Annotated in this window: 24 protein-coding genes and 1 pseudogene; 18 read left to right on the forward strand and 7 right to left on the reverse strand. The window is 66.2% G+C overall.

All coding sequences use genetic code 11. The features are described 5' to 3' along the window. Nucleotides 1-115: 115 nt before the first annotated feature. Complete coding sequence (locus AC1D2L_RS17840) at nucleotides 116-556, forward strand: type II 3-dehydroquinate dehydratase (protein ID WP_476847231.1); 441 nt, start codon at nucleotides 116-118, stop codon at nucleotides 554-556. 17 nt (nucleotides 557-573) lie between these two features. Here AC1D2L_RS17840 and AC1D2L_RS17845 read toward each other — a convergent pair whose 3' ends face one another. Continuing rightward, on the reverse strand, nucleotides 574-1245 hold the full coding sequence (locus AC1D2L_RS17845) for a TetR/AcrR family transcriptional regulator (RefSeq protein ID WP_476847232.1): 672 nt from the start codon (nucleotides 1243-1245) through the stop codon (nucleotides 574-576). A 222-nt stretch (nucleotides 1246-1467) separates the two neighbouring features. On the opposite strand from AC1D2L_RS17845, the gene AC1D2L_RS17850 reads away from it, so the two are divergent. From AC1D2L_RS17850 to AC1D2L_RS17880, 7 genes are all read left to right on the forward strand, one after another. After that, entirely contained in the window at nucleotides 1468-2136 is a 669-nt protein-coding gene (locus tag AC1D2L_RS17850; RefSeq protein ID WP_476847233.1) for an amino acid ABC transporter permease, read from the forward strand. Nucleotides 2137-2147: 11 nt separating this feature from the next. Further along, nucleotides 2148-2789, forward strand: a complete 642-nt coding sequence (locus tag AC1D2L_RS17855; protein WP_476847234.1) for an amino acid ABC transporter permease — start codon at nucleotides 2148-2150, stop codon at nucleotides 2787-2789. 60 nt (nucleotides 2790-2849) lie between these two features. Further along, on the forward strand, nucleotides 2850-3692 hold the full coding sequence (locus AC1D2L_RS17860) for a transporter substrate-binding domain-containing protein (RefSeq protein WP_476847235.1): 843 nt from the start codon (nucleotides 2850-2852) through the stop codon (nucleotides 3690-3692). A 71-nt stretch (nucleotides 3693-3763) separates the two neighbouring features. Then, nucleotides 3764-4495, forward strand: coding sequence for an amino acid ABC transporter ATP-binding protein (locus tag AC1D2L_RS17865; RefSeq protein WP_476847333.1), 732 nt, complete (start codon nucleotides 3764-3766; stop codon nucleotides 4493-4495). A 10-nt stretch (nucleotides 4496-4505) separates the two neighbouring features. Next, nucleotides 4506-5528, forward strand: a complete 1023-nt coding sequence (locus AC1D2L_RS17870; protein ID WP_476847236.1) for a Gfo/Idh/MocA family protein — start codon at nucleotides 4506-4508, stop codon at nucleotides 5526-5528. Nucleotides 5529-5567: 39 nt separating this feature from the next. Further along, nucleotides 5568-6416, forward strand: coding sequence for a shikimate dehydrogenase family protein (locus AC1D2L_RS17875; protein ID WP_476847237.1), 849 nt, complete (start codon nucleotides 5568-5570; stop codon nucleotides 6414-6416). After that, nucleotides 6413-8320 carry a bifunctional sugar phosphate isomerase/epimerase/4-hydroxyphenylpyruvate dioxygenase family protein gene (locus AC1D2L_RS17880; protein WP_476847238.1) on the forward strand — a complete coding sequence of 636 codons (1908 nt, stop codon included), beginning with the start codon at nucleotides 6413-6415 and terminating at the stop codon, nucleotides 8318-8320. The genes AC1D2L_RS17875 and AC1D2L_RS17880 overlap by 4 nt, the downstream gene beginning before the upstream one ends. An 88-nt stretch (nucleotides 8321-8408) precedes the next feature. Here AC1D2L_RS17880 and cuyA read toward each other — a convergent pair whose 3' ends face one another. From cuyA to AC1D2L_RS17900, 4 genes are all read right to left on the reverse strand, one after another. After that, nucleotides 8409-9413: a D-cysteate sulfo-lyase gene (gene cuyA / locus AC1D2L_RS17885; RefSeq protein WP_476847239.1), complete on the reverse strand. Its 1005-nt coding sequence runs from the start codon at nucleotides 9411-9413 to the stop codon at nucleotides 8409-8411. A 4-nt stretch (nucleotides 9414-9417) separates the two neighbouring features. After that, nucleotides 9418-10350 (reverse strand): acetamidase/formamidase family protein, encoded by a 933-nt coding sequence (locus AC1D2L_RS17890; protein ID WP_476847240.1) that lies wholly within the window; start codon nucleotides 10348-10350, stop codon nucleotides 9418-9420. Between the two features lie 112 nt (nucleotides 10351-10462). Further along, nucleotides 10463-11614: an acyl-CoA dehydrogenase family protein gene (locus AC1D2L_RS17895; RefSeq protein ID WP_476847241.1), complete on the reverse strand. Its 1152-nt coding sequence runs from the start codon at nucleotides 11612-11614 to the stop codon at nucleotides 10463-10465. A 22-nt stretch (nucleotides 11615-11636) separates the two neighbouring features. Next, nucleotides 11637-12800, reverse strand: coding sequence for a dihydrodipicolinate synthase family protein (locus AC1D2L_RS17900; protein ID WP_476847242.1), 1164 nt, complete (start codon nucleotides 12798-12800; stop codon nucleotides 11637-11639). A gap of 167 nt (nucleotides 12801-12967) precedes the next feature. Here AC1D2L_RS17900 and AC1D2L_RS17905 point away from each other — a divergent pair, with 167 nt between their 5' ends. From AC1D2L_RS17905 to AC1D2L_RS17940, 8 genes are all read left to right on the forward strand, one after another. Next, entirely contained in the window at nucleotides 12968-14017 is a 1050-nt protein-coding gene (locus AC1D2L_RS17905) for a LacI family DNA-binding transcriptional regulator (RefSeq protein WP_476847243.1), read from the forward strand. 33 nt (nucleotides 14018-14050) lie between these two features. Then, nucleotides 14051-15643, forward strand: coding sequence for an acyl CoA:acetate/3-ketoacid CoA transferase (locus AC1D2L_RS17910; protein WP_476847244.1), 1593 nt, complete (start codon nucleotides 14051-14053; stop codon nucleotides 15641-15643). Next, entirely contained in the window at nucleotides 15640-16413 is a 774-nt protein-coding gene (locus AC1D2L_RS17915; protein WP_476847245.1) for an enoyl-CoA hydratase/isomerase family protein, read from the forward strand. Before AC1D2L_RS17910 ends, AC1D2L_RS17915 begins: the two co-directional genes overlap by 4 nt. Nucleotide 16414: 1 nt before the next feature. Continuing rightward, nucleotides 16415-17179, forward strand: a complete 765-nt coding sequence (locus AC1D2L_RS17920) for a 3-ketoacyl-ACP reductase (protein ID WP_476847246.1) — start codon at nucleotides 16415-16417, stop codon at nucleotides 17177-17179. 110 nt (nucleotides 17180-17289) lie between these two features. After that, on the forward strand, nucleotides 17290-17958 hold the full coding sequence (locus tag AC1D2L_RS17925; RefSeq protein WP_476847247.1) for an amino acid ABC transporter permease: 669 nt from the start codon (nucleotides 17290-17292) through the stop codon (nucleotides 17956-17958). Nucleotides 17959-17969: 11 nt separating this feature from the next. After that, nucleotides 17970-18620, forward strand: coding sequence for an amino acid ABC transporter permease (locus AC1D2L_RS17930; RefSeq protein ID WP_476847248.1), 651 nt, complete (start codon nucleotides 17970-17972; stop codon nucleotides 18618-18620). Nucleotides 18621-18668: 48 nt separating this feature from the next. Further along, entirely contained in the window at nucleotides 18669-19490 is an 822-nt protein-coding gene (locus AC1D2L_RS17935; RefSeq protein ID WP_476847249.1) for a transporter substrate-binding domain-containing protein, read from the forward strand. 88 nt (nucleotides 19491-19578) lie between these two features. Beyond that, nucleotides 19579-20373, forward strand: a complete 795-nt coding sequence (locus AC1D2L_RS17940) for an amino acid ABC transporter ATP-binding protein (protein WP_476847250.1) — start codon at nucleotides 19579-19581, stop codon at nucleotides 20371-20373. A gap of 10 nt (nucleotides 20374-20383) precedes the next feature. Here AC1D2L_RS17940 and AC1D2L_RS17945 read toward each other — a convergent pair whose 3' ends face one another. Further along, complete coding sequence (locus AC1D2L_RS17945) at nucleotides 20384-21208, reverse strand: MBL fold metallo-hydrolase (protein ID WP_476847251.1); 825 nt, start codon at nucleotides 21206-21208, stop codon at nucleotides 20384-20386. Between the two features lie 225 nt (nucleotides 21209-21433). Here AC1D2L_RS17945 and AC1D2L_RS17950 point away from each other — a divergent pair, with 225 nt between their 5' ends. Both AC1D2L_RS17950 and AC1D2L_RS17955 read left to right on the forward strand, forming a co-directional pair. Further along, complete coding sequence (locus AC1D2L_RS17950; RefSeq protein ID WP_476847252.1) at nucleotides 21434-22627, forward strand: CaiB/BaiF CoA transferase family protein; 1194 nt, start codon at nucleotides 21434-21436, stop codon at nucleotides 22625-22627. A 15-nt stretch (nucleotides 22628-22642) separates the two neighbouring features. Next, entirely contained in the window at nucleotides 22643-23422 is a 780-nt protein-coding gene (locus AC1D2L_RS17955) for an enoyl-CoA hydratase/isomerase family protein (RefSeq protein WP_476847253.1), read from the forward strand. A gap of 38 nt (nucleotides 23423-23460) precedes the next feature. Here the strand turns inward: AC1D2L_RS17955 and AC1D2L_RS17960 are convergent. After that, nucleotides 23461-23702, reverse strand: a pseudogene (locus AC1D2L_RS17960) (SDR family oxidoreductase); the annotation flags it as partial. Nucleotides 23703-23968 lie beyond the last annotated feature (266 nt).

Raw genomic sequence — 23968 nt, forward strand, 5'->3', positions numbered from 1 at the left:
AAGGCTCGCGGCAACCGCTTGTGGGGAAGAGACATGACGACTGAACACGAGCGCGCCCCTCTGCGCCTGTCCCCGCGCGCATTGCGCTCCATTGCCCGATGCCGGGGCCTCTGACATGGAACGCTGCATCTATGTGCTGAACGGCCCCAACCTGAACCTGCTGGGGCAACGCGAGCCTGCGGTCTACGGCACCACCACGCTGGCCGAGATCGGCGAGCGCTGCGCCGCCAAGGCTGCCGCGCTCGGCTTCACGGTCGATTTCCGGCAGACAAATTTCGAGGGCGAACTGGTCGAAAGCGTGCATCAGGCGCGCAACGAAGCCTGCGGCATCATCATCAACCCCGCCGGCTACAGCTTCACCTCGGTGGCCCTGCTGGATTCACTCAAGATGTTCGATGGCCCGAAGATCGAGCTTCACATCTCCAACATCCATGCGCGCGAGAGCATCTATCACAACTCGCTGGTCTCGAAGGTCGCCACCGGCATCATCGCCGGCTTCGGCGCCGCCGGCTATGAACTCGCGATCCAGGCCATGGCCGGACTTGTGCGGCCGTGAATGTGGCCCGCCCGGCCTCAGCGGCAGAGCATGCGAAGCACGGTATCGACCGCGCTGACGCGGCGACGCGCGCGCGCTTCGGGCGCCCCCATGTCGTGGCCGAAAACCTGCCGGATGCTGGCGCGGTTGGAGACATTGTAGAAGCTCAGCGCGCTGATCGTGAGATGGATGTCGATCGGGTCGAGCCCGTCGCGAAAGACGCCCTCGCCCAGCCCGCGCTCGTAGATCTCGCGGATCATGTCGATCGCCGAAAGGTTCAGGGCCGCGATTTCGGGCGAGGTCTCGAGATGGCGGGCATGATGGATGTTCTCGACCATGACCAGCCGGACGAAGTCCGGGTTGTCGGCGTGGTAGTCGAAGGTGAAGCCGGCAAGCGTCGCCATCGCTTCGCGCGGCGACAGCGTCGCGAGGTCGAGGCTGCGCTCGAAACGGCGGATGCGCGCATACATAGCCTCGAGCACGGCGCGATAGAGTCCCTCCTTGCCGCCGAAATAGTAGTAGATCATCCGCTTGCTGGTGGAGGTCCGGGCCGCAATCTCGTCGACCCGCGCCCCGCTCAAGCCATTCTCCACGAACTCCTCGCGCGCCACCTCCAGGATGTTGCGGCGCACGCCATCGGGATCCTGCGTCCAACTCGCCGGCTTGCGCGCCCTCGCGGGGCGGATCGTGGCTGGGGACGTCTCGTTCATCCTGCGGTTTCCAAGCTTGGCCGAAGCATTCCGGGGCTCGTTTCGCAAAATGCGACGCCCGGGTGAAGCGCCTTGACCAATTGAACCATTTCGTACATTTAACACGGACAGGTTGCCGCGCAAGCGGGAACAGCATTGCCGGCGCGCCCTGGCGCGGACGTCGCTGGCAGTGACAGGATCCGGATCGACCCATTCAGAAGGTCGGCCGTTTCGGGGAACGCCATGAACTACACGCTCGATTTCACGCCCGTGATCGATGGCCTGCCGAACCTGCTGACGGCGTGCCTGGGCACGTTCCTGCTGGCGTTCGGCGGCATGGCGCTTGCCATCGTGATCGGCATTGGCGGCGTGATCCTGCGCGGCTCCTCGATCCGGCCCGTGCGCTGGGCGGTGATGGCCTTCGTCGAGCTGATCCGCAACACGCCCTTCCTGGTGCAGATCTTCTTCATCTATTTTGCCCTGCCGCTGGCGGGGCTGCGGCTCGACCCGACACCGACCGCGATCATCGCGCTGGGGATCAATGGCGGCGCCTACGCCATCGAGATCATCCGTGGCGGCGTGCAGTCGATCAGCAAGGGCCAGGTCGAGGCAGGCCTGGCGCTCGGGCTGCACAAGAGCCAGGTCTTCCGGCTGATCGTGTTGCGCCCGGCTCTGCGCGCGATCTTCCCCTCACTGACCAGTCAGTTCGTGCTGCTGACTCTGACCACCAGCGTCGCCTCGGCGATCTCCGCCTATGAGCTGACCTCGGTGGCGCAGCGCATCGAATCCGACAGTTTTCGCAGCTTCGAGGTCTACGGCACGGTCACGATCTTCTACCTGATCATGTCCTGGCTGATGATGCGCTTCTTCGGCGTGATCTCGGCTCGCTATTTCAGCTATCCGGTCAAGTGAGGGCGGCCGCGATGGGCATCAGCGAATTCCTCTTCCTCCTGGCCGGCCTCAAATGGACGATCGCGCTCTCGGCGATCGGCTTTGTCGGTGGTGGCGTCTTCGGGCTCGCCATCGCCCTGCTGCGGACCTCGGGCGCCCCGCTGGTCGAGCGCCTGAGCGCCGGCTACATCGCGGTCTTCCAGGGCACGCCGCTGCTGATGCAGCTCTTCGTGGTCTATTACGGCCTGGCCCTGGTCGGCCTCAAGCTCGATGCCTGGGTCGCGGTGGCGATCGGCTTCACGCTACATGCCAGCGCCTATCTCGGCGAGATCTGGCGCGGCTCGATCGAGGCCGTGCCGAAGGGCCAGACTGAAGCGGCAAAAGCGCTGAGCCTGAGATACGTCTCGCGGATGAAGGATGTGATCCTACCGCAGGCGATCCGCATCTCGCTGCCGGCGACGGTCGGCTTCCTGGTCCAGTTGATCAAGGGCACCTCGCTGGCCGCCATCGTCGGCTTCACCGAGCTGACCCGGGCCGGCAACATGATTTCCAACCAGATCTTCCAGCCCCTGCTGGTCTTCGCGATCGTCGGCATCCTCTATTTCATCATGTGCTGGCCGCTCTCGCTTCTGGGCGCACATCTCGAGCGGCAACTGGCCGTCGCGACACGCTGACGGAGCCGGCACCACCAACCACCAAGCAAAAAAGCAACGTTCAACCCAGGGAGAGAGACGATGACGCATAAGACCAAGGGCCTGCTCGACCGCCGCCGCCTGCTTGTCGCCGGCGCCGCCACCCTCGCCGCCCCCGCCTTGCTGCTGCGGCCGGCGCTTGCGATCACCCCCGCCGAGATCAAGTCCAAGGGCAAGATCGTGGTCGGCATCCAGGGCGACAACCCGCCCTGGGGTTTCGTCACCTCGGCCGGCAAGCAGGACGGCCTCGACGCCGATATCGCGACCCTGTTCGCCAAGGAGCTTGGCGTCTCCGTCGAGTTCCTGCCGCTCGAGGTCAACAATCGCATCCCGGCGCTGACCACGGGCCGCGTCGACGTGCTCTTCGCCACGATGGCGATGCTGCCCGAGCGCGCCAAGGCCGTGCAGTTCTCGAAGCCCTATGTCGCCAACACCATCGTGCTGATCGGGCCCAAGAAGGACAAGATCACCACCAACGAGGACATGGGCCGCTACACCATCGGCGTCGCCAAGGGCGCGGCGCAGGACACCCAGGTCACCAAGAACGCGCCGGCCAGCACCACGATCCGGCGTTATGACGGCGATGCGCCCTCGATCCAGGCGCTGGTCTCCGGCCAGGTCCAGGCGCTGGGCGGCAACATCTTCTACATGCAGCGCATCGAGCAGGCGCGGCCGGGCGAGTTCGAGAACAAGCTCGAATTCCAGAACCTCTACAACGGGGCCTGCACGCGGCTCGGCGAGAAGGAGATCAACGCCGCGCTCAACAGCTTCATCGACAAGATCAAGGCGAGCGGCGACCTGCAGAAAATCTACGACAAGTGGATGAAGGTGCCGGTGCACAAATTCCCCGACAGCCTCGAGAGCATCCCCTTCACCGTCGCTTGAGCCAAGCGGGAGAGACCGGATCGGGAGCCATGAACAGCCAGACCAGCACCGCATCGCAATCGGCGCAGGCCATGATCGGCATGGCCCATGTCGAGAAGTGGTACGGCCAGTTCAAGGCTCTCACCAACATCAACCTGTCGGTCCGCCAGGGCGAGAAAATCGTCCTGTGCGGGCCTTCGGGCTCGGGAAAATCGACCCTGATCCGCTGCATCAATCGCCTGGAGGACTACCAGAAGGGCGAGATTCAGGTCGGCGGCGTCACGCTGGACCACCGCGCCGCGACGATCGACGCGGTGCGTCGCGAAGTCGGGATGGTGTTCCAGCACTTCAACCTGTTCCCGCACCTCACCGTGATCGAGAACTGCATGCTCGCCCCGATGCGCTCGCTTGGCGCCAGCAAGGCGCAGGCCGAGGCGACCGCGATGCGCCTGCTCTCCCGCGTCAAGATCTCGGAGCAGGCCCAAAAATACCCGTCGCAATTGTCGGGCGGGCAGCAGCAGCGCGTGGCGATCGCCCGTGCGCTCTGCATGCAGCCCAAGGTCATGCTCTTCGACGAGCCGACTTCGGCACTCGACCCGGAGATGGTCAAGGAGGTGCTCGACACCATGATCGGACTCGCCGAGGAGGGCATGACGATGATCTGCGTCACCCATGAGATGGGCTTTGCCCGCCAGGTCGCCGACCGCGTCATCTTCATGGCCTCGGGCGAGATCGTGGAGGAAGCGCCGCCATCAGAGTTCTTCACCGCGCCACGCCATGAGCGCACGCGCAAATTCCTGGGCGAGATCCTGCGCCACCACTGAAGAGGCCGAGATGACCGACACGCAATCGAGACCGCTTCGACTGGGCATTCTCGGCGCCGCCAATATCGCGCGCAGTTTTACGCGGGGCGTGGCGCCGTCGAAGACCGTCGCGGTCACTGCTGTCGCCAGCCGCGACGCCGCCAAGGCCGAGAGCTTTGCGCAGGAGTGCGGGATCGCGCGCCATCTGGGCTCCTACGAGGCCCTGCTGGCCGACCCCGATATCGACGCGATTTACAACCCGCTGCCCAATTCGCTGCATGCCGCATGGTCGATCCGCGCCGTCGAGGCGGGCAAGCACGTGCTCTGCGAGAAGCCGCTGGCAATGAACACGGTTGAGGCTCGCGCCATGTTCGAGGCCGCCCGGAAGCATGATCGCCACATCGTCGAGGCCTATCCTTATCGCGCGCAGGCCCAGACGCTGAAGCTGCGGGAGTTACTCGACCAAGGCGCAATCGGCACGGTCCAGTCGATCCGCACGAGCTTCGGCTTCACGATCTCCGACACCGCGAACATCCGGCTGAGGCCGGACGTCGGCGGCGGCTCGCTGCTCGATGCCGGCAGCTATTCGGTCAGCATGGCGCTGCTGGCGGCAGGCGAGCGGCCGCGGCGCGTGAGTGCGACTGCGCGCTGGTCGGATGCCGGCGTCGACCTCGCCATCGCCGCCACGCTGGAGTTCCCCGGTGGCGCGCTGGCGCAGATCTCCTGCGGCTTCACCTCGGCCTATCACCGTCATGCGCTGATCGTGGGCGACGCTGGCACGATCGAGACTACCTATCTCAACCATCCCCCGATGGGCGGCCCGCCGATCCTGGTCATGCGGCAGGGCACCACCGCGCAGATCGAGCCGGAGATCATCGAGGTCGCGCCCGGCAACGGCTTCTTGGCGGAGGCGGAATCCTTCGAGCGGATGATCCGGCTCGGTCCGGCGCACTGGACCGGCGCGACGCCCGCCCAATCCATCGACATCGCGCTGACGCTGGACGCGATCCTGGCGAGCGCGCGGTCAGGCCAAGCCGTCGATGTCGACGCCTAGCCGCCGGCAGGACGCGATCCACTACCAGGAGCCGTCGCCATGATCTCCGGCACGACCAGGCTCATCGCCCATCTCGGTTATCCCACCGAGAGCTTCAAGGCGCCGCTGATCTACAACCCCTATTTCGAGCGGGAGCGGATCGACGCCGTCGTCGTACCAATGGGCTGCAAGGCGGACGATTACCCGGCCTTTCTCAGGCTGTTCTTCAAGCTCTCCAACGCGCATGGCGCGCTCGTGACCATGCCCCACAAGGTCACGACCACCGGTCTCGTCGACGAGGTGCTGACGACAGGCGCGATCGCGGGCGCCTGCAATGCCGTCAGGCTAGGACCCGATGGGCAACTGGTCGGCGACATGTTCGACGGCGAGGGTTTCGTGCGCGGCGTGCTCGCCAAGGGGCGCATCCTTCAGGGCGCCCGCGCGCTGGTCGTTGGCGCAGGCGGCGTCGGTTCCGCCATCGCGGCCTCGCTGGCCAAGGCCGGCGTCGGGACGCTCGGCCTCTTCGACGCGCAGGCACCGCTGGCGGAGGGGCTCGCCAGCCGCCTGCGCCGCCATTATCCCGGCCTCTCCGTCGCCACCGGCTCCCGCGACCCCGACGGTTTCGACATCATCGTCAACGCGACGCCGCTCGGCATGAAGGATGGCGACCCACTACCCGTCGATATCGCACGCATCGCGCCCTCCGCCTTTGTCGGCGAGGTTGTGATGAAGCAGGAGATCACGCCCTTCCTCGCCGCCGTCCGCGCGCGGGGCTGCGCCTATCAGGTCGGCGTCGACATGCTGTTCGAGCAGATCCCCGCCTATCTCGAATTCTTCGGTTTTCCAACGACGACCGCTGCGGATCTGCGCAGAGTCGCGCGGCTCGACCATGAGGAGCGACGCCCTTGATCCCTTCGATCGCGACCGTCTGCGTGTCCGGTACATTGCAGGAAAAGCTCGAAGCCATTGCCGCAGCCGGTTTTCGCGCAGTGGAGATCTTTGAAAACGACCTCATCGCCTTTCCCGGCCCGCCTGCGGAAATCCGGCGTATCTGCGCCGATCTCGGCCTGGCGATCGTGACCTGCCAGCCCTTCCGCGATTTCGAGGGCATGCCCGATGCGCGACGAGCCCGCACCTTCGACCGGGCCGAGCGCAAATTCGACCTTCTGCAGGAACTGGGCACGGACCTGCTCTTCGTCTGCTCGAGCGCCTCGCCGGAAGCCCTGAGCGGCATCGACCGCCTTGCTGCCGATTTTGCCGAACTCGGCGAGCGCGCCGCCAAACGCGGGCTTCGCGTCGGCTATGAGGCGCTGGCCTGGGGCCGCCACGTCTTCGACTACCGCGATTCCTGGGAGGTCGTCCGTCGCGCCGGCCGCGACAATGTCGGCATCGTCCTGGACAGTTTTCACATACTCTCGCGCGGGCTCGACCCCGCCGCGATCGGCACCATCCCGCGCGAAAAGATCGTCATGGTGCAGATGGCCGACGCGCCGAAACTGCAGATGGACTATCTCTCCTGGAGCCGCCATTGGCGCTGCCTGCCGGGACAGGGCGAGCTCGACATGGCCGGCTTCATGCGGGCGCTGACCGCGACCGGCTATGACGGCGTGCTCTCGCTGGAGATCTTCAACGACCGCTTCCGCGCCGGTTCCGCCCGCTCGGTCGCGCTCGACGGCCACCGCTCGCTGCTCTGGCTGCTCGACGAGACCGCCCGAAACCTCGGCCGGCCGGTGCCTGGCGCGGTGGCGATGCCGGCGCCCGCCCCGATCGCCGCTGTCGAGTTCATCGAATTTGCCATCGCCGAGGCCGACCGGCCCGGCTTCCAGACGCTTCTTGCCGCGCTCGGCTTCAGCCGCACCGGCACGCATCGCTCCAAGGATGTCGATCTCTGGCGCCAGGGCGACATCCGCATCGTGCTCAACAGCGATGATGAGGGCTTTGCCCACAGCTACCAGATCACGCATGGCACCTCGGTCTGCGCGATTGCGCTGCGCGTGCCCGATGCGAAGGCTGCGACGCAGCGCGCGACCGCCCTGCTCGACGTGCCCCATACGGGAGCGGCGGGCCCCGGCGAGCTCGACATTCCAGCCGTGCGCGGGCTCGGCGGCAGCCTGCTCTATTTCCTCGACGAGGCCTCGGCGCTGGGACGTTGGGCCGAGGTCGATTTCGAGCCCACAGGTGTCGCCGTCACTGGGGCCGGCCTCGTCAGCGTCGATCACATCTCGCAAAGCATGCAATATGAGGAGATGTTGACCTGGCTGCTGTTCTATTCGTCGCTGTTTGCGACGACGAAGACGCCGAGCCAGGCCGTGCTCGACCCCGGCGGCGTGGTCCAGAGCCAGGTCATCGAGAGCGGCCTCGACGGCCGGCCCGGCCACGGGCTCAGGCTGATTCTGAACGGATCGCAGAGCCATCGCACGCTGTCGGCCCGCTTCGTCACCGATTTCTTCGGCTCGGGCGTGCAGCACATCGCCTTCGCCACGACGGACATACTGGCCAGCGTGGAACGCCTCGTCGCCAGCGGCGTCGCCATGCTGCCGATCCCGGAAAACTACTATGACGACCTCGAGGCGCGCGCCGATCTCGCTCCCGAGGCCATCGACGCGCTCAAGCGCCTGAACATCCTGTATGACCGCGATGCCGAGGGCGAGTTCTGGCAGGCCTATACCGCGACGCTCGACGGCGGCCTGTTCTTCGAGATCATCCAGCGCGATGGCTATGCCGGATATGGCGCCGTCAATGCCGGCGTCCGCCTGACAGCGCAGGCGCGTTTCTCACGGCCGATCACCATGCCGGGTTCGCTTCAGGGCTGAGAGGACACTGCAGCCCTCATCCTGATGAGGCCCGCAGGGCCGTCTGGAAGGACGAGGACTGGAGGACCAGGGGAAGCGCCCCGCCCTATCAGTGCCCGAGATCGAAGGCCGCACCGTAGCCGAACAGGGCCGCACTGCCCCCGGTATGCCAGAACAGGATGTTCCGGGCGTCCGCGAACGCACCCTTGCGGACGAGGTCGATCAGCCCCGCCATTGCTTTCCCGGAATAGACGGGATCGAGCAGGATGGCCTCGCTGCGCGCCAGCAGCTTGACCGCCTCGACCATGCCTGGTGTCGGGATGCCGTAGCCTTCGCCGACATAGTCCGAATTGGCATGAACAGCCGCGGCCCCTGCGACCTCGCCGAGACCCAGATAGGCCTCGCTCTCGCGCACCAGCGCCAGCACGTTCGCCTCCTGAACGTCCTTCGGCTGGCTGACGCAGATACCGAGCACGGGCACGCTGCCGCCCAGGCTTTCATAGCCCAGCACCAGCCCGGCCTGCGTGCCGCAGCTGCCGGTCGCGTGGATGGCCTGGTCGATGGTGACGCCCAGCGCCTTGAACTGCGCGTCGGCCTCGATGGCTGCATCGATATAGCCGAGCACGCCGACGGGGTTCGAGCCACCGACGGGGATGATGTAGGGCGTGCGGCCCTCGCCACGCAACCTGTCGGCGAGCGCGGATGCCAGCGCCTTCATGTCGCTGCCGCGCTCATGCACGGTGATCTCGGCGCCATAGAGCCGGTTGAGCAGCACATTGCCGTTCTCGTTGAAGTCCGGGTCGTTGCTCTGGGCCCGGTTCTCCAGGAGGATATGGCAGCGCAGCCCGAACTTGCCGGCGATGGCGGCGGTCTGGCGGACATGGTTCGACTGTGTCGCGCCGATCGTGATCAGGGTGTCGGCATCCTGCGCCAGCGCGTCGGCGACCAGGAATTCGAGCTTGCGGGTCTTGTTGCCGCCGGTCGCGAGCCCCGTGCAATCGTCGCGCTTGATCCAGATGCGGGGACCGCCGAGTTCCGCACTGAGATTGTCGAGCGGCTCGATCGGCGTCGGCAGATGCGCGACGCGCACCCGCCCGAAGCGTGAGATATCCATAAGCTCAACGCGCTCCCATCAGCGACATCGCCTTGGTGATCTCGGTCTTGTCCAGGCGGCAGGCCACGCAATAGGCGGGGTTGAACACGTTGGCGACGTCGAAACGCACCATCTGGCCGAGCAGGTGGCTGGCCTCCATGTCGTCGACGCCGAGATCCTCGACGATCCAGCGCAGCATCTCGGTGGTCGCGAACTGCAGGGCCTGGTCGAGCGGACGGCCGCTGGCCAGCGTGATCAGGTCGGTCTCGGTCTCGGCGCGCGGCCATTTGCCGGGCGAGTTCTTGCGCAAGGTGAGCGTGAACTCGACCTCGAAGCTGGTCTCGATGCCGGTGCCGACGATTTCGCCGTCGCCCTGGCCGGCATGGCCGTCCCCGAGGAAGAACAGCCCGCCTTCGACCGCGACCGGGAACGCGATGCTCGTGCCCGGTCCGAAGCGGCGATAGTCCATGTTGCCGCCATTGGCGGCGCTGGTAGCTGTCGAGATCGCCTGCCCGCCGGCGGGCGCGACGCCGAAGCAGCCGAGCATGGGCTTCAGCGGAAAGGTCCAGTTCGCGGTCCGCGCGGAGCCGCCGATCAGCGTCACCGTGCCGGCGTCGGCATCGATCGCCCATTCATAGCGCTGACTCTTGGGGAGATCGGCCACCGCACGGGGGTCGACGACCTGCTGTGAGAGCGGCGAATAGCTCCAGCCCGTCTTGCGGTTGGGCGTCATGCGCTCGATCGTGACGATCAGCGCGTCGCCGGGCTGCGCGCCCTCGACATAAAACGGACCCGTCATCGGGTTGGGGCGCGAGGCCGGCTGGGCGCCGTTGCCATCGACCCCGGCCGCATCGAGCGTGGTCGTGATGATGCGGTCGCCGCTGGCGACCTTCAGCGCAGGCGCGACAGTCCCCAGCACGTTCGAGTAGCTGGTCGGGGTGAAACGGTGAAGAGCCATGTGCGCAAGCCAACCTGTCGGGAGTATCGATCCCGACAGAATCAATGAAGCCGGACCGCGACGCAATCGCGTCAGGTCCCCGTTTTGAGCCGGGCCCCATGACGCCTGCGCGTTACGCGCCGTTCTTGATCAGCTCCTTGGCGATGATGGTGCGCTGGATCTGGTTGGTCCCCTCGTAGATCTGGGTGATCTTGGCGTCGCGATAGAGCCGCTCGACCTCGAAACCCTGGATGTAGCCGGAGCCGCCAAAGATCTGCACCGCATTGGCGGTCTGGGCCACGGCCATGTCGCTGGCAAAGCATTTCGCCATGGAGGAGGCGGAGGTCGCGGGGACCGCATGGTCGATCAGCAGCGCCGCCCGCTCGACCAGCGCCCGGGCCGCCGCGATGTCCTTGGCCATGTCGGCCAGCATCCATTGCAGTCCCTGATTCTCGAGGATCGGCTTGCCGAACTGGCGGCGCTCGCGGGCATAAGCGAGCGCCGCCTCGAGCCCCGCCTGTGCGATGCCGACAGCCAGCGCGCCGATGCCGACGCGGCCTTTTTCGAGCACGCTCATCATGATGTGGAAACCGCGCCCCTTGGGGCCCAGCAGCGCGTCATGCGAGACCGTGACGCCGTCAAAGTTCAGCGCGCCGACCTGGCTCGCGCGCTGGCCCATCTTGTGCTCCTTCGGTCCGCGCGAGACACCCGGCCCGTTGAGATCCACCAGGAAGATGCTCATGCCGCGATGGCCGGCGGCGGGGTCGGTCGAGGCCAGGACCAGGCCGAGATCAGCCACAGGCGCATTGTGGATCCAGAGTTTTCCGCCGTCGATGACATAGCCGCCGGCAGTCTCGCGCGCGGTCGTGCGGACATTGGAGAGGTCGGAGCCCGCCTCGGCCTCCGTCAGGCAATAGGCGACGCGCGTCGTCGCCGCGAGTACGCCGGGAAGATGGCGCGCCTGCTGCTCCGCCGTGCCGTAGCGCGTCAGCAGCGTGCCGATGAGCTCGACCAGACCGCACTGGTCGGCGACCGACGCATATCCGCGCGAAAGCTCCTCCATCACGATCGCATAGGCGAAGGTGTCGAGCCCTGCCCCGCCCTGCGCCTCAGGCACCGTGATGCCGAACAGGCCGAGCCCGGCCATCTGCCGGTAGATCTCGGCAGGAAACGCTTCCGTGCGGTCGAGTTCGACGGCTGCGGGCGCGATCACGTCCTGCGCGAAACGGCGGGCGGTCTCGCGGATCTGCTCGTAGATCGCGGCGTCCTGGAGCGGAGCATGCATGGCGGGGCTTTCTGAAGAAGTCTCAGGCTATTCCGTTCAGGGCACAAAGCTGCGCCATGCGGTGCGCCGAGCGCTCGGGGTCCGTGAACAGCCCGGCCGTGTCGGCCAGCCGGAAAAGATCGGCGTAGTGCAGGATGCCGCGCGCCGATTCCGCCCCGCCGACCATGCGGAAATGCTCCTGATGGCCGTTGAGCCAGGCCAGCAACACGACGCCGCACTTGTAATGCTGCGTCGGCGCCTCGAAGAGTTTTCGCGAGAGCGCGACCGTGGGGTCGAGGATCGCGTGATAACCGGCGCGGTCGCCAGCCTCGAGGCAGGCGAAGGCGGCGGCGGCGGCCGGCGCGATCGGGTCGAAGATCCCCAGCAAACCGTGCGAAAAGCCCCTGTCGTCGCCGGCGACCAGTTCGGCGTAGTTGAAGTCGTCGCCCGTGAACATCACGACGCCTTCGGGCAGAAGCCGGCGCATCTCGATTTCCTTGCCCGCATCGAGCAGCGAGATCTTGATGCCGTCGATCTTCGAGGCGTTGTCGCGGATCAGCGTCAGGACGGTTGCCATCGCGCCGCAGAAGTCGCGGCTGCCCCAATAGCCCGCAAGCTGGGGATCGAACATCTCGCCGAGCCAGTGCAGGATAACCTTGCCGCTGCACTGGCGGATCAGCCGGCCATAGACCGCCAGGTAATCCTCGGGGCTCTTGGCCGCCGCGCAGAGCGCCCGGCTCGCCATCAGGATGATCCGGCCGCCATGGCGCTCGACATGGCCGATCTGCTCCTCATAGGCCGCGACGACGTCATCGAGCGTGTGAGCCACGGCGGGGTCGAGCTGGTCGGTGCCGGCACCGCAGGCGAGATCGGCGCCATCGGTCGTGCGCGCCTCGGCCAGGACCCGCGAGATCAGCTCGGCGGCATTGGCCCAGTCGAGCCCCATGCCACGCTGCGAGGTGTCCATCGCTTCCGCAACCTTGAAGCCCAGGCCCCAGAGATGGCGCCTGAAGGCCAGGGTCGCGTCCCAGTCGATAGCGGGCTTGCGCCAGGGCTCGATCAGGCCGCGCGGATCGGCAACCACATGGGCGGCCGCATAGACCGTGCGGATAGCCGACGGCCTGTGGGCAGCCGGAAAGCGCGAGGCCGGGCCGAGCCGAAACAGCTCCGTGCCCCCGTCCTCCTGGGGCAAAGCGATATGGACCATCGTTTCCTCCCTGGAAATGGAACGTTCCAGTTACATTTTCGTTAGTAACCCTCATAAACGAACAGATAGACGAATGAAAGAGGCCTATTGCCGATAAGGAAAAGCCGATGTATGGAACGTTCCATAAAAAATAACGCACCGCTTCGCGGGCGACAGGGATGGGATGCATGGCGCAGCAGCGCGCGACCAGGGACAGTGTGACGATCATCGATATCGCGGATGCCGCCGGCGTCTCGAAATCGACGGTATCGCTCGTCCTGACCGGTCGCGGCAGCGTCAAGCCGGAGACCCGTAAACACGTCCTGAAGGTGATGGCCGAGCTCGGCTATGTCTATAATCGCGGTGCCGCGAACCTGCGCAACGCGCAGTCGAAGATCGTCGGGCTCGTCCTGAACGACCTCTCGAACCCGTTCTTCGCGGAGTTCGCCATCGGCGTCGAAACCGTGCTGCAGATGGCGGGTTACGTCGCCTTCATGGCCAACACGGCCGAAAGCGTGGTGCGCCAGACGCAGGTGATGCGGATGATGCGCGAGCATGGTGCGGGAGGCATCATCCTGTGCCCCGCCCTCGACACCAAGCCCGAGGATGTCGTCTGGACGAGCGGCCTCGACACCACGCTCCTCGTCGCCATCCGCCGCCTGCCCGGCGCCGAAAGCAGCGTCGTGGTGCCCGACAATGTCGCCGGCTCCGGCCGGATCACGCGCCATCTGCTCAATCTCGGCCACACGCGCATCGCCTATCTCGGCGGCATGCACTCCATGGTCGTGCGGCAGGAGCGCCATCGCGGCTTCAGCGACGCCATGAGCCAGGCCGGAATCGCGGTCGATCCCGCGCTCAATTTGGAGAGCATGCCCACGCGCGATGGTGGATTTTCAGCGATGAGCGCGGCGCTGGCGCTGGCTGACGGGCCGACCGCCATCGTCTGCTACAACGATGTCGTGGCCATCGGCGCCATGCTGGCTGCAGCCAAGCGCGGCCTCGTCGTCGGGCGCGACATCGCCATCGTCGGCTTCGACGACACCAGCGAAGCTCGCCATGTCTCGCCCGCCTTGACCACCGTCGCGATCGACGCGGTGGGCCTGGGCGAGCGCGCCGCCGCCATTCTGCTGGCGGGGATCACCGATCGCACTCCACCGGCCACCTATGTCGGCCCCGCCAATCTTGTCATCCGCGAATCCTGCGGCGCCCATTTCCGCGCCCTGGCCGCCGCCGGCTGACCCCTTCACTCGACCGTCAAGAGACAAAACCCGATGCCATTCCCCCGCGTCCTCACTGCCGATGAAGCCGCCGCCCTGATCCCGGACGAGGCGATTGTCACCGTCTCCTCCTCCTCGGGCCTCGGCTGCCCCGATGCCGTGCTGGCCGCGATCGGCCGCCGCTTCGACGCATCGGGCCATCCGAAATCGCTGACGACGATGCACCCGATCGCGGCCGGCGACATGTGGGGCGTCAAGGGCATCGACCATCTCGCCAAGCCCGGCCTGCTTGCCCGCATCCTCGCCGGCTCCTATCCGTCGGGTCCGTCCAGCGCCGAGCCGCCCGCGATCTGGAAGATGGTCACGGGTAACGAGATCCCGGCCTACAATATCCCGAGCGGCATCCTGTTCGACATGCATCGCGAGGCGGCCGCCAAGCGGCCCGGCGTCCTGACGAAGATCGGCATGGAGACCTTCGCCGATCCCCAGCACCAGGGCTGCGCGATGAACGACCGCGCCGCCGCCGAGCCCATCGTCAGCCGCGTCGCCTTCGACGGACAGGACTGGCTTTATTTCCGCAGCATCGTCCCCAAGGTCGCGATCATCCGCGCCACCACCGCCGACGAGCGCGGCAATCTCTCCTATGAGCATGAGGGCGGCTATCTCGGCCCGATGGACCAGGCGTTGGCCGTGCGCAACAATGGCGGCATCGTCATCGCGCAGGTGAAGCGCCTCGTCGCCGCCGGCAGCCTCAAGACGCAGGACGTCTTCGTGCCCGGCATCCTGGTCGATGCCATCGTGGTCGCGCCCGACCAGATGCAGACCACGCAGACCGTCTACGACCCCGCCATCTCCGGCGAGGTGAAGCGTCCGCTCTCGAGCTTCGCGACACCGGCCTTCGACGTCGCAAAGGTGATCGCCCGTCGCGTAGCGCGGGAACTGCGCCATGGCGACGCCGTCAATATCGGTTTCGGCATCTCGGCCAATGTACCCCGCATCCTGATCGAGGAAGGCCAGCACGGCGCGGTGACCTGGGTCATCGAGCAGGGCGCCGTCGGTGGCGTGCCGCTTCTCGACTTCCAGTTCGGCTGCTCCTCCAATGCCGAGGCGATCGTGCCCTCGCCCTACCAGTTCACCTATTTCCAGGGCGCGGGCTTCGACCTCTCGCTGCTGTCCTTCCTGCAGATCGACCGCAAGGGCTGCGTCAACGTCTCCAAGCTCGGCGTGTGCCCCCATGTCACGGCCGGCGCGGGTGGGTTCGTCGACATCACCTCGCGCGCCCGCAGGATCGTGTTTTCCGGCTATTTTTCGGCAGGCGCCAAGCTGGCCGTCGCCAATGGCAAGCTGGTCATCGAGAGGGAAGGCAAGGTCAAGAAATTGGTCGAGTCCGTCGACCACATCTCCTTCTCGGGCCCCCGCGCCATCGCCCAGGGCCAGGATATCACCTACATTACCGAGCGCTGCGTGATGAAGCTGACGGCAGAGGGCATCGTCGTGACCGAGATCGCGCCCGGCGTCGACCTGCAGCGCGACATCCTCGATCAGGCCGAGTTCCAGCTGCTAGTGCCGCAGGCGCCGGCGTTGATGGACCCAGCCTTGTTCCACGAGGCCCTGCTCGGCCTCGAAGTTCCCGCGAGGGCAGCATGAGCGATCCCGTCCGCCTCGAGATGACTGAGGGCGTCGCGGTCATCACGCTCGCCCGTCCCGAAAAGCTGAACGCGCTCGACGAGACCATGGTCGCGCTGCTCGGCCGCTATGCCGACCAGATCGACGCCGACCGCTCGGTCCGCGCCGTGATCCTGACCGGCGAAGGAAAAGCCTTCTGCGCCGGCGGCGACATCGTCGCATGGGGCGGGCTCTCGCCGCTCGACATGGGCCACGGCTGGGTCCGCGACGGCCACCGCGCCTTCGACAAGCTCGCGCGCATCAAGCCCCCGATGATCGCGGCGCTGAACGGCCACGCGCTCGGTGGCGGTCTCGAACTGGCTGTCACGGCCGACATCCGCGTCTGCGAGGTCCAGGCCAAGATCGGCATGCCCGAAAGCGGGCTCGGCATGATCCCCGGCTGGTCGGGCACGCAGCGCCTGGTCAAGCGGCTGGGCGGCCGCGTCGCGCGCCGGCTCGCCTTGACCGGCGAGATCATCACAGCTGAAACCGCTCTGTCGCTGGGCATCGTCGACGAGGTCGTCGAAAAGGGCGGCGCTCTTGCTGCAGCCAAGATCATCGCCGACCGCATCCTGACGCGTGGCCCGGTCGCCAACATGGTGGTCAAGCAGTTGATCAACGCCGCCGAGGACGAGGACCGCTCTGCCACTATCGAGCAACTCGCGACCTCGCTGGTGTCCTTCACGCAGGACGTCAAGGAAGGTGTCGCAGCCTTCAAGGACAAGCGTCCGCCTGTGTACCGGGGTGAGTGAGATGGCGCGTCCCGTTGCTCTCATAACCGGCGCGCGGCGTGGCATCGGCCGCGCCATCGGGCAGGCGCTGGCGCAAGCCGGCCACGACATCGTCTTCACCGACATCGTCGAGGACGAGGCGGTCGAGGCTGCACGCACGGCCTTCGAGGCGGCGGGCGCGAAGGCGCTCTTCATCCGCCACGACGTCACCGCGATCGAAACCCATGCCGATCTCGTCGCGACTGTGATGCGCGAGTTCGGCCGGCTCGACCTGTTCGTATCCAATGCCGGCATCGGCGCGCCGGTACGCGGCGACATGCTCGATATCACGCCCGAGGCCTATGACCTGGTCATGGACGTCAATCTACGCGGCGCCGTCTTCCTGAGCCAGGAGGTCGCCAAGACCATGCTGGCAGCAGACGACGCGATCGATCCGATGATCGTCTTCGTCACCTCGGCCAGCACCGAGCTGGTCTCGATCGACCGCGCTCAGTACTGCGTCTCGAAACTCGGCCTCTCGATGTGGGCCAAGGCGCTCGCCGTGAGGCTGGCGCCGGAAGGGATCCCGGTGTTCGAGGTCCGCCCGGGCGTCATCCGCACGGAAATGACAGCCAAGGTCGCCGCAAAATACGATGCCCGAATCGCCGCAGGACTGATCCCCGCGGGACGCTGGGGCGAGGGTGAGGACGTCGCGCGCTGCGTCATCGGCCTGCGCAGCGGAAATTTCGGCTATGCCACGGGCACAGTTATCAACGCCGATGGCGGCCTGCTGATCCCGCGCCTGTAGTTTTGATCGACCCTAGGGCAAAGAGCCGATAATGAAGCGGCCAACGAGAGCATTTGGAGGAAACAGATCATGATCAGCCGTTTGGTCGGCAGCAGGGCCGGGTCCGCTGCATGAGCTACGAGTTTGATTTTGCCGACGTGTTCGCAGCGTGGCCGGAGCTGCTGGATGGCCTGCTCAACACGCTCGTGCTCTCGGCGCTGGCGATGGCGATCGGTATGGTGGTCTCGGTCGCAGGCGCGCTCGGCAAGACCTCAGGCCCGAAATGGCTGCGCTGGATCATCGACGAGTATATCGAGCTGATCCGCAACACGCCGTTCCTGATCCAGATCTTCATGATCTATTTCGGCCTGCCGGCGGCAGGCGTGAAGCTCTCCTCCAACGAGGCGGCGCTGCTGGCGCTGGTCGTCAATGTCGGGGCCTACGGCATCGAGATCATCCGCGCCGGCATCGAGAGCATCCACAAAGGCCAGGTCGAGGCCGGCAAGTCGCTCGGCATGCGTCCGCTCCAGATCTTCCGCTACATCATCGTCAAGCCGGCGGTGCAGGCGGTCTATCCGTCGCTGACCAGCCAGTTCATCCTGCTGATGCTGAATTCGAGCGTCTGCTCGGCGATCGCCGCCAGCGAGCTGACCGCGATGGCCGGTGACATCCAGTCGCGGACCTTCCGCAGCTTTGAGGTCTATTTCGTCGTGACCTGCATCTATTTCGCGCTGTCGCTCTTCTTCTGGAGCGCGTTTGCCGCCATCGAGCGCACCTTGCTGCGCAAGCCAACCCGATAGGTCCGGCGATCATGCGTACACTTGGACCCAACGAGATCCTCTACATCCTTGCAGCCGTGCGCTGGACGCTGCTGCTCTCGCTCGTCGCCTTCATCGGCGGAGCCGTCGGCGGCGCGCTGGTGGCGCTGGCGCGCGTCAGCGCGCTGAAATGGCTGCGGATCCTGGCCAATGGCTACATCAAGGTCTTCCAGGGCACGCCGCTGCTGATGCAGCTGTTCCTGGCCTTCTTCGTGCCGGGCCTGTTCGGCTGGTCGGTCGACCCCTGGACCGCCGCGGCGATCGGCCTGTCGCTGCATGCCAGCGCCTTCCTCGGCGAGATCTGGCGCGGCGCCATCGAATACGTGCCGCGCGGCCAGTGGGAGGCAGCGACGTCGCTCGGCCTGCGCTACCCCCACAAGATGGCGCTGGTGATCGTCCCGCAGGCGATCCGGATCGCGATCCCGCCGACCATCGGCTTCGTCGTCCAGCTGATCAAGGGCACCTCGCTGGCGTCGATCATCGGCTTCGTCGAGCTCACGCGCGCCGCCCAGATCATCAACAACGCAACCTTCCGGCCCTTCACCATCTTCGCGCTGGTCGGCCTGATCTACTACATCATCTGCCGGCCGCTCTCGGCCTACAGCAAGCGAATGGAGCAAAAGCTCCTCGTCGCCGCACGCTGAGTGCGGAGGCGCAAGTCCCAACGATAATCACCCCGAGGAGAACGCATAATGTCGGTATTCAAGTCCATCCTGCGCCGCAGCGTCGGCGCGCTGCTCCTGGCCGGCGTCGCCGCCGCTGCCATCGGCACAGCGCCCGCCAGCGCCGCCACGCCGGAGGAAATCAAGACCCGCGGCAAGCTCATGGTCGGCCTTCTGACCGACTACCCGCCCTTCGGCGGCACCGACAACCAGCAGCAGCCCGCCGGCTATGACGCCGACGTCGCCAAGCTGATGGCCAAGGCGCTGGGCGTGCAGGTCGAGCTCATCCCCGTGACCGGCCCCAACCGCATCCCCTATCTGCTGACCAACAAGGTCGACGTGCTGATCGCGACCTTCGGCATCACCGCCGAGCGCACCAAGCAGGTGCTGTTCTCGAACCCCTACAGCTCCCTGACCATCTACGTGCTTGCGCCCAAGGCCCTGAACGTCAAGACGATCGAGGACATCAAGGACGTCAGCATCAGCGTCGCGCGCGCCTCGACCCAGGACACCGCGATCACCGGTTCCGCCCCCAAGGGCACGCCGATCAAGCGCTATGACGACGACGCCACCGCCCTCCAGGCCCTGATCTCGGGCCAGGTCCAGGCGATGGGCGCGAGCAACACCATTCTCGCCCAGCTCAACAAGGACTATCCGCAGCTCAACATCGAGCCGAAGTTGACGATGCGCGAGCAGGCCAACGGCATGGCGTTCCGCAAGGCTGACACCGTCCTCGCCGAGTTCGCCAACAAGTTCATCGCCGACATCGAGAAGAACGGCGAGCTGAGCGCGATCAACAAGCGCTGGTTCGGCATCGAGCTCAACAAGCTTCCCCCGATGCCGACCTTCTGAGCCAGGCTCGGATACAACGACAGGACACGCCCGGCTCAAGGCCGGGCGTGTTGAACGTCCCGATCGAAGCGAGTTCAAGCGAATGACGATGTCCGTGACGCAAGCGACTGCCGGATCAGCCACGTCCGGCAACGTCATGATCGAGATGCGCAAGGTCGACAAATTCTATGGCGACTTCCAGGTCCTGCGCGACATCGACCTGACGGTGGAGCGTGGCGAGCGCATCGTGATCTGCGGGCCCTCGGGCTCGGGGAAGTCGACGCTGATCCGCTGCCTGAACCAGCTCGAGGAGCATCAGGCCGGTGAGATCATCATCGAGGGCACGACGGTGCACGCCCATATGCGCGGCATCGAGACCATCCGTCGCGAGATCGGCATGGTATTCCAGAGCTTCAACCTTTTCGGCCACCTGACCGTGCTCGAAAACTGCACGCTTGCGCCGATGAAGGTGCGCGGCATCAGCCGGGAGGAAGCGGAGGCGACGGCCCGTGCCGTGCTCGAGCGCGTCCATATCCCCGAGCAGGCGCTGAAATATCCGATCCAGCTTTCGGGCGGCCAGCAGCAGCGCGTCGCGATCGCGCGTTCGCTCTGCATGAACCCCAAGATCATGCTCTTCGACGAACCGACCTCGGCACTCGACCCCGAGATGGTCAGCGAGGTCCTGGACGTCATGGTCGAGCTCGCCGAAACCGGAATGACCATGCTCGTGGTGACCCATGAAATGGGCTTTGCTCGCAAGGTCGCCGACCGCGTGATCTTCATGGATGCCGGCGAGATCGTCGAGGTAGCCCCGCCCGAAAAATTCTTCTCAGCGCCCGAAAGCGAGCGCACACGGCGCTTCCTCGGTCAGATCCTGCGCTCAGGCGAGGCCAGCCACGGCTGATTGCCCCCCGTCAGCCTGCCTTGGCCATCCAGAGTTCGTCCTTGAGCACCGCCCTGCCCTCGGCCTGGAGCTTGAGCAGATGGGCAGCGACGTTCCGTTCCGCCGCGCGACGAAGCCAGGGATCGGTCTTGGAATAGAGCCGGTCGACAAGCTCCCAGGTCCCGATCGGCCCGGCTTCGAGCACGGTCGCGATCTCGTTCTCGCGCGCGATGCGGCGATCAAGCAGCTCCTGCACATAGGGCCGCGGCTGCGGCAGCGGCGGACCGTGGCCGGGCAGATAGAGCTGGTCGTCGCGCGCCAACATGCGCTTCAGGCTCGCGCAGTAATCCGCCATATCGCCGCCCGGCGGCGAGACGATGCTGCTCGACCAGGACATCACATGGTCGGCGCTGAAGACCACCCCGTCGGGACGCGCGAAGCAGAGATGGTCGCTGGCATGGCCCGGCGTATGGAGCGCGGTCATGTCGAACACGCTGTCGCCGTCCCGCAGGAGCACGTCGGGCGTGAACGAGGGATCGCCGCTGACATGGAAGGCATAGGTTACCGCACCGGTACGGGCCTTCAGCGCGGTCGTCGAGCCCAAATGGTCGGAATGGGTGTGGCTGATCAGGATCGCGTTGACCGCGCCCTTGGCCGCTCTCAGGATGTCCTCGAGATGCCCGTCGTCGTCGGGGCCGGGATCGAGCACCACGAGTCCATCAGCTGTCTCGATCAGATAGGTGTTGGTGCCGTGATAGGTCATCAGGCTGGGGTTGTTCGCCACGATGCGCGACACCCCCGGGATCACGGGCAGCAATGCGCCCCGCTCGGGCACAGTCTCTGTCAGGAAGGCCATTATCCGTCGACAAGCTCTCGATGAGGGATCGGAGCGGCCATGGCCGGCCGCGGGCTCTGGGACACGTCAGCTCAGGGCTTGGACAAAGCCGCATCCCGGGTCAAGCCGGCGACGTCAATCATCGGCTGCATCCGCGCCGGCTGCGCATGCACGCCGCCGAGCATTGACCTTCTTGCGCGCGCTTCCGATAGTCTGCAGCCCTCAAGCAGCCTTGCAAGACGCCCCATGCCTCGGCCGACCCCCTCTTCCGCCCTCGCGCGTTTGCGTGTCCTCGATCTCTCGCGCGTCAGGGCGGGGCCGACCTGCGCCCGCATCTTCGCCGATTTCGGCGCGGATGTGATCAAGATCGAGAGTCCGCCGGGCTTTGACCCCAACGAGAACATGAGCGGTCCCCGGCATGGCTATGACATGCAGAACCTGCATCGCAACAAGCGCTCGCTGACGCTCAACCTGAAGACCACCGAGGGCAAGGCGGTCCTGCTCAAGATGATCGAGAGCGCCGACCTGCTGATCGAAAACTTCCGCCCCGACGTGAAGGACCGGCTCGGGCTGGATTTCGAGACGCTGCACAAGCACAACCCGCGCCTGATCCTGGTCTCGATCTCGGGCTTCGGCCAGAGCGGCCCGTATCGCACCCGCGCAGGCTTCGACCAGATCGCACAGGGCATGGGCGGCATGATGTCGGTGACCGGACTTGCAGGCCAGGGCCCGGTCCGCGCCGGCATCGCGGTCGCCGATTCCGCCGCCGGCCTTTATGGCGCAATCGGTGCGCTGGTCGCTGTCACCGAGCGCGAGGCCTCCGGCAAGGGCCAGTGGGTCCAGACCTCGCTGCTCCAGGCCCAGATCGCGATGATGGATTTCCAGGCGGCGCGCTTCCTGGTCGAGGGTACGGTGCCGCCCCAGGCCGGCAACGACCACCCCTATTCGACGCCGATGGGCGTCTATGCGACCCGCAACGGCCACATCAATATCGGCGTCGGCGCCGAGGGACACTGGCGCTCCTTCTGCCAGGCCATCGACCGGCCCGACTGGGCCGCCCATCCAGACTATGACGACATGGCCAAGCGCTATGCCAGGCGCCCGCAGCTACGGGACATGATCGAGGCGATCCTGACGCAGCACGACAGCGCCCATTGGCTCGATGCCTTCGAGACGGCCGCCGTGCCTGCCGGGCCGATCTATGCCGTCGACGAGATGTTCGACGACCCGCAGGTCCGGCATCTCGGGATCGCCGCACCCGTCACGCACCCTGCCCTGGGCGACATTCGCGTCGTCGGCGAGCCCGTGCTGCTCTCGCGGACACCGGCGACGGTTGAAACCCCGGCGCCGGATGCCGGCGACCATAATGACGAAATCCTGGCCGAGCTCGGTTATGACGCAGCCGCAATCGCGGCATTGCGGGCCGGCGGCGCGATCTGAGGGAGCCTCTTCCGCATGAGTGACGAAATTCTCTATGAGGTCAGCGACGGCATCGGCCAGATCACGCTGAACCGTCCCCAGGCCCGCAACGCGCTGACCTTCGCCATGTATGAGCGGCTGGCGCAGATCTGTGGCGACCTGCCCGGCCATGGCGACCCCAAGGTGCTCGTCATCACCGGCGCGGGCGAAAAGGCCTTTGCCGCCGGCACCGACATCGCCCAGTTCCGCAGCTTCACCACGCCCGAGGATGCGCTCGCCTACGAGACCCGCATCGACCGCGTCATCACCACGATCGAGAGCTGCCCGATCCCGACCATCGCCGCCATCTCGGGCGCCGTCACCGGCGGCGGCGCCAGCATCGCCTGCGCCTGCGACATGCGCATCGCGACGCAGTCCGCGCGCTTTGGCTTTCCGGTGGCCCGCACGCTGGGCAACTGCCTCTCGATGAGCAACTACGCCAGGCTCGCCACCCTGCTCGGACCCGCTCGCGTCAAGGACATCGTCTTCACCGCGCGACTGGTCGAGGCCGATGAAGGCCTGCGCGTCGGCCTCTTCAACGAGATCGTGGCCGATCATGCAGCCTTGCTCGCCCGCGTCGCCGAACTCGCGCGGACGATCTCCGGCCACGCGCCGCTCACCATGCGCGCGACCAAGGAGGCCCTGCTGCGGCTGGCCAAGTCGAGGGACTTGCCGGAAGCCGATGACCTCGTGGTGATGTGCTATATGAGCGCCGACTTCCGCGAGGGCATGGAAGCCTTCCTCGGCAAGCGCCCGCCGCAGTGGAAGGGCGAATAGCTCTCGCCGCGGGCTCGCATGCCTGCCCAGGCGCGCCCTCACAGGATCGGCTTGCCGCCTGTGACAGCGATCGTCGCACCCGAGACGTAGCTCGACAGCGGGTCGGCGACATCACATAGGCCGTCGCCAGCTCCGCAGGCCGGCCCTGCCGCTCCATCGGCATCTGTTTTCCGAAATTCGCCGCTGCATCCTCTGGCATGGTCGAGGGGATCAGCGGCGTCCAGATCGGCCCCGGCGCGACGGCATTGGCGCAGGTTCCCTTCTCGGCGAGAAGCCGGGCATGGGTTGTCTCTGCTTCGGAAACGGCGGTGTCGGATGCTGGTCTAAGATGGTCGCACTCCTGTTTGGCGTCCAACTTCGAGGGCCGTTCGCGGTTCCGGCGCGGCGCGGTGCCGGGAATTTTCAGGACGCCTGTCACTGGCACTTGCAGGCGCGGCCCGGCCATGGAACGGAAGCGCGGCTGGTTGGTTGAAACGCTGGCGCGACGAACCAGGATCGATCGCGCGGAAGGACGTCGATGCAGAGCGGTCGGGCGGAGTTCGAGTT

The sequence above is a fragment of the Allobosea sp. P1_B10 genome, from assembly GCF_056406735.1.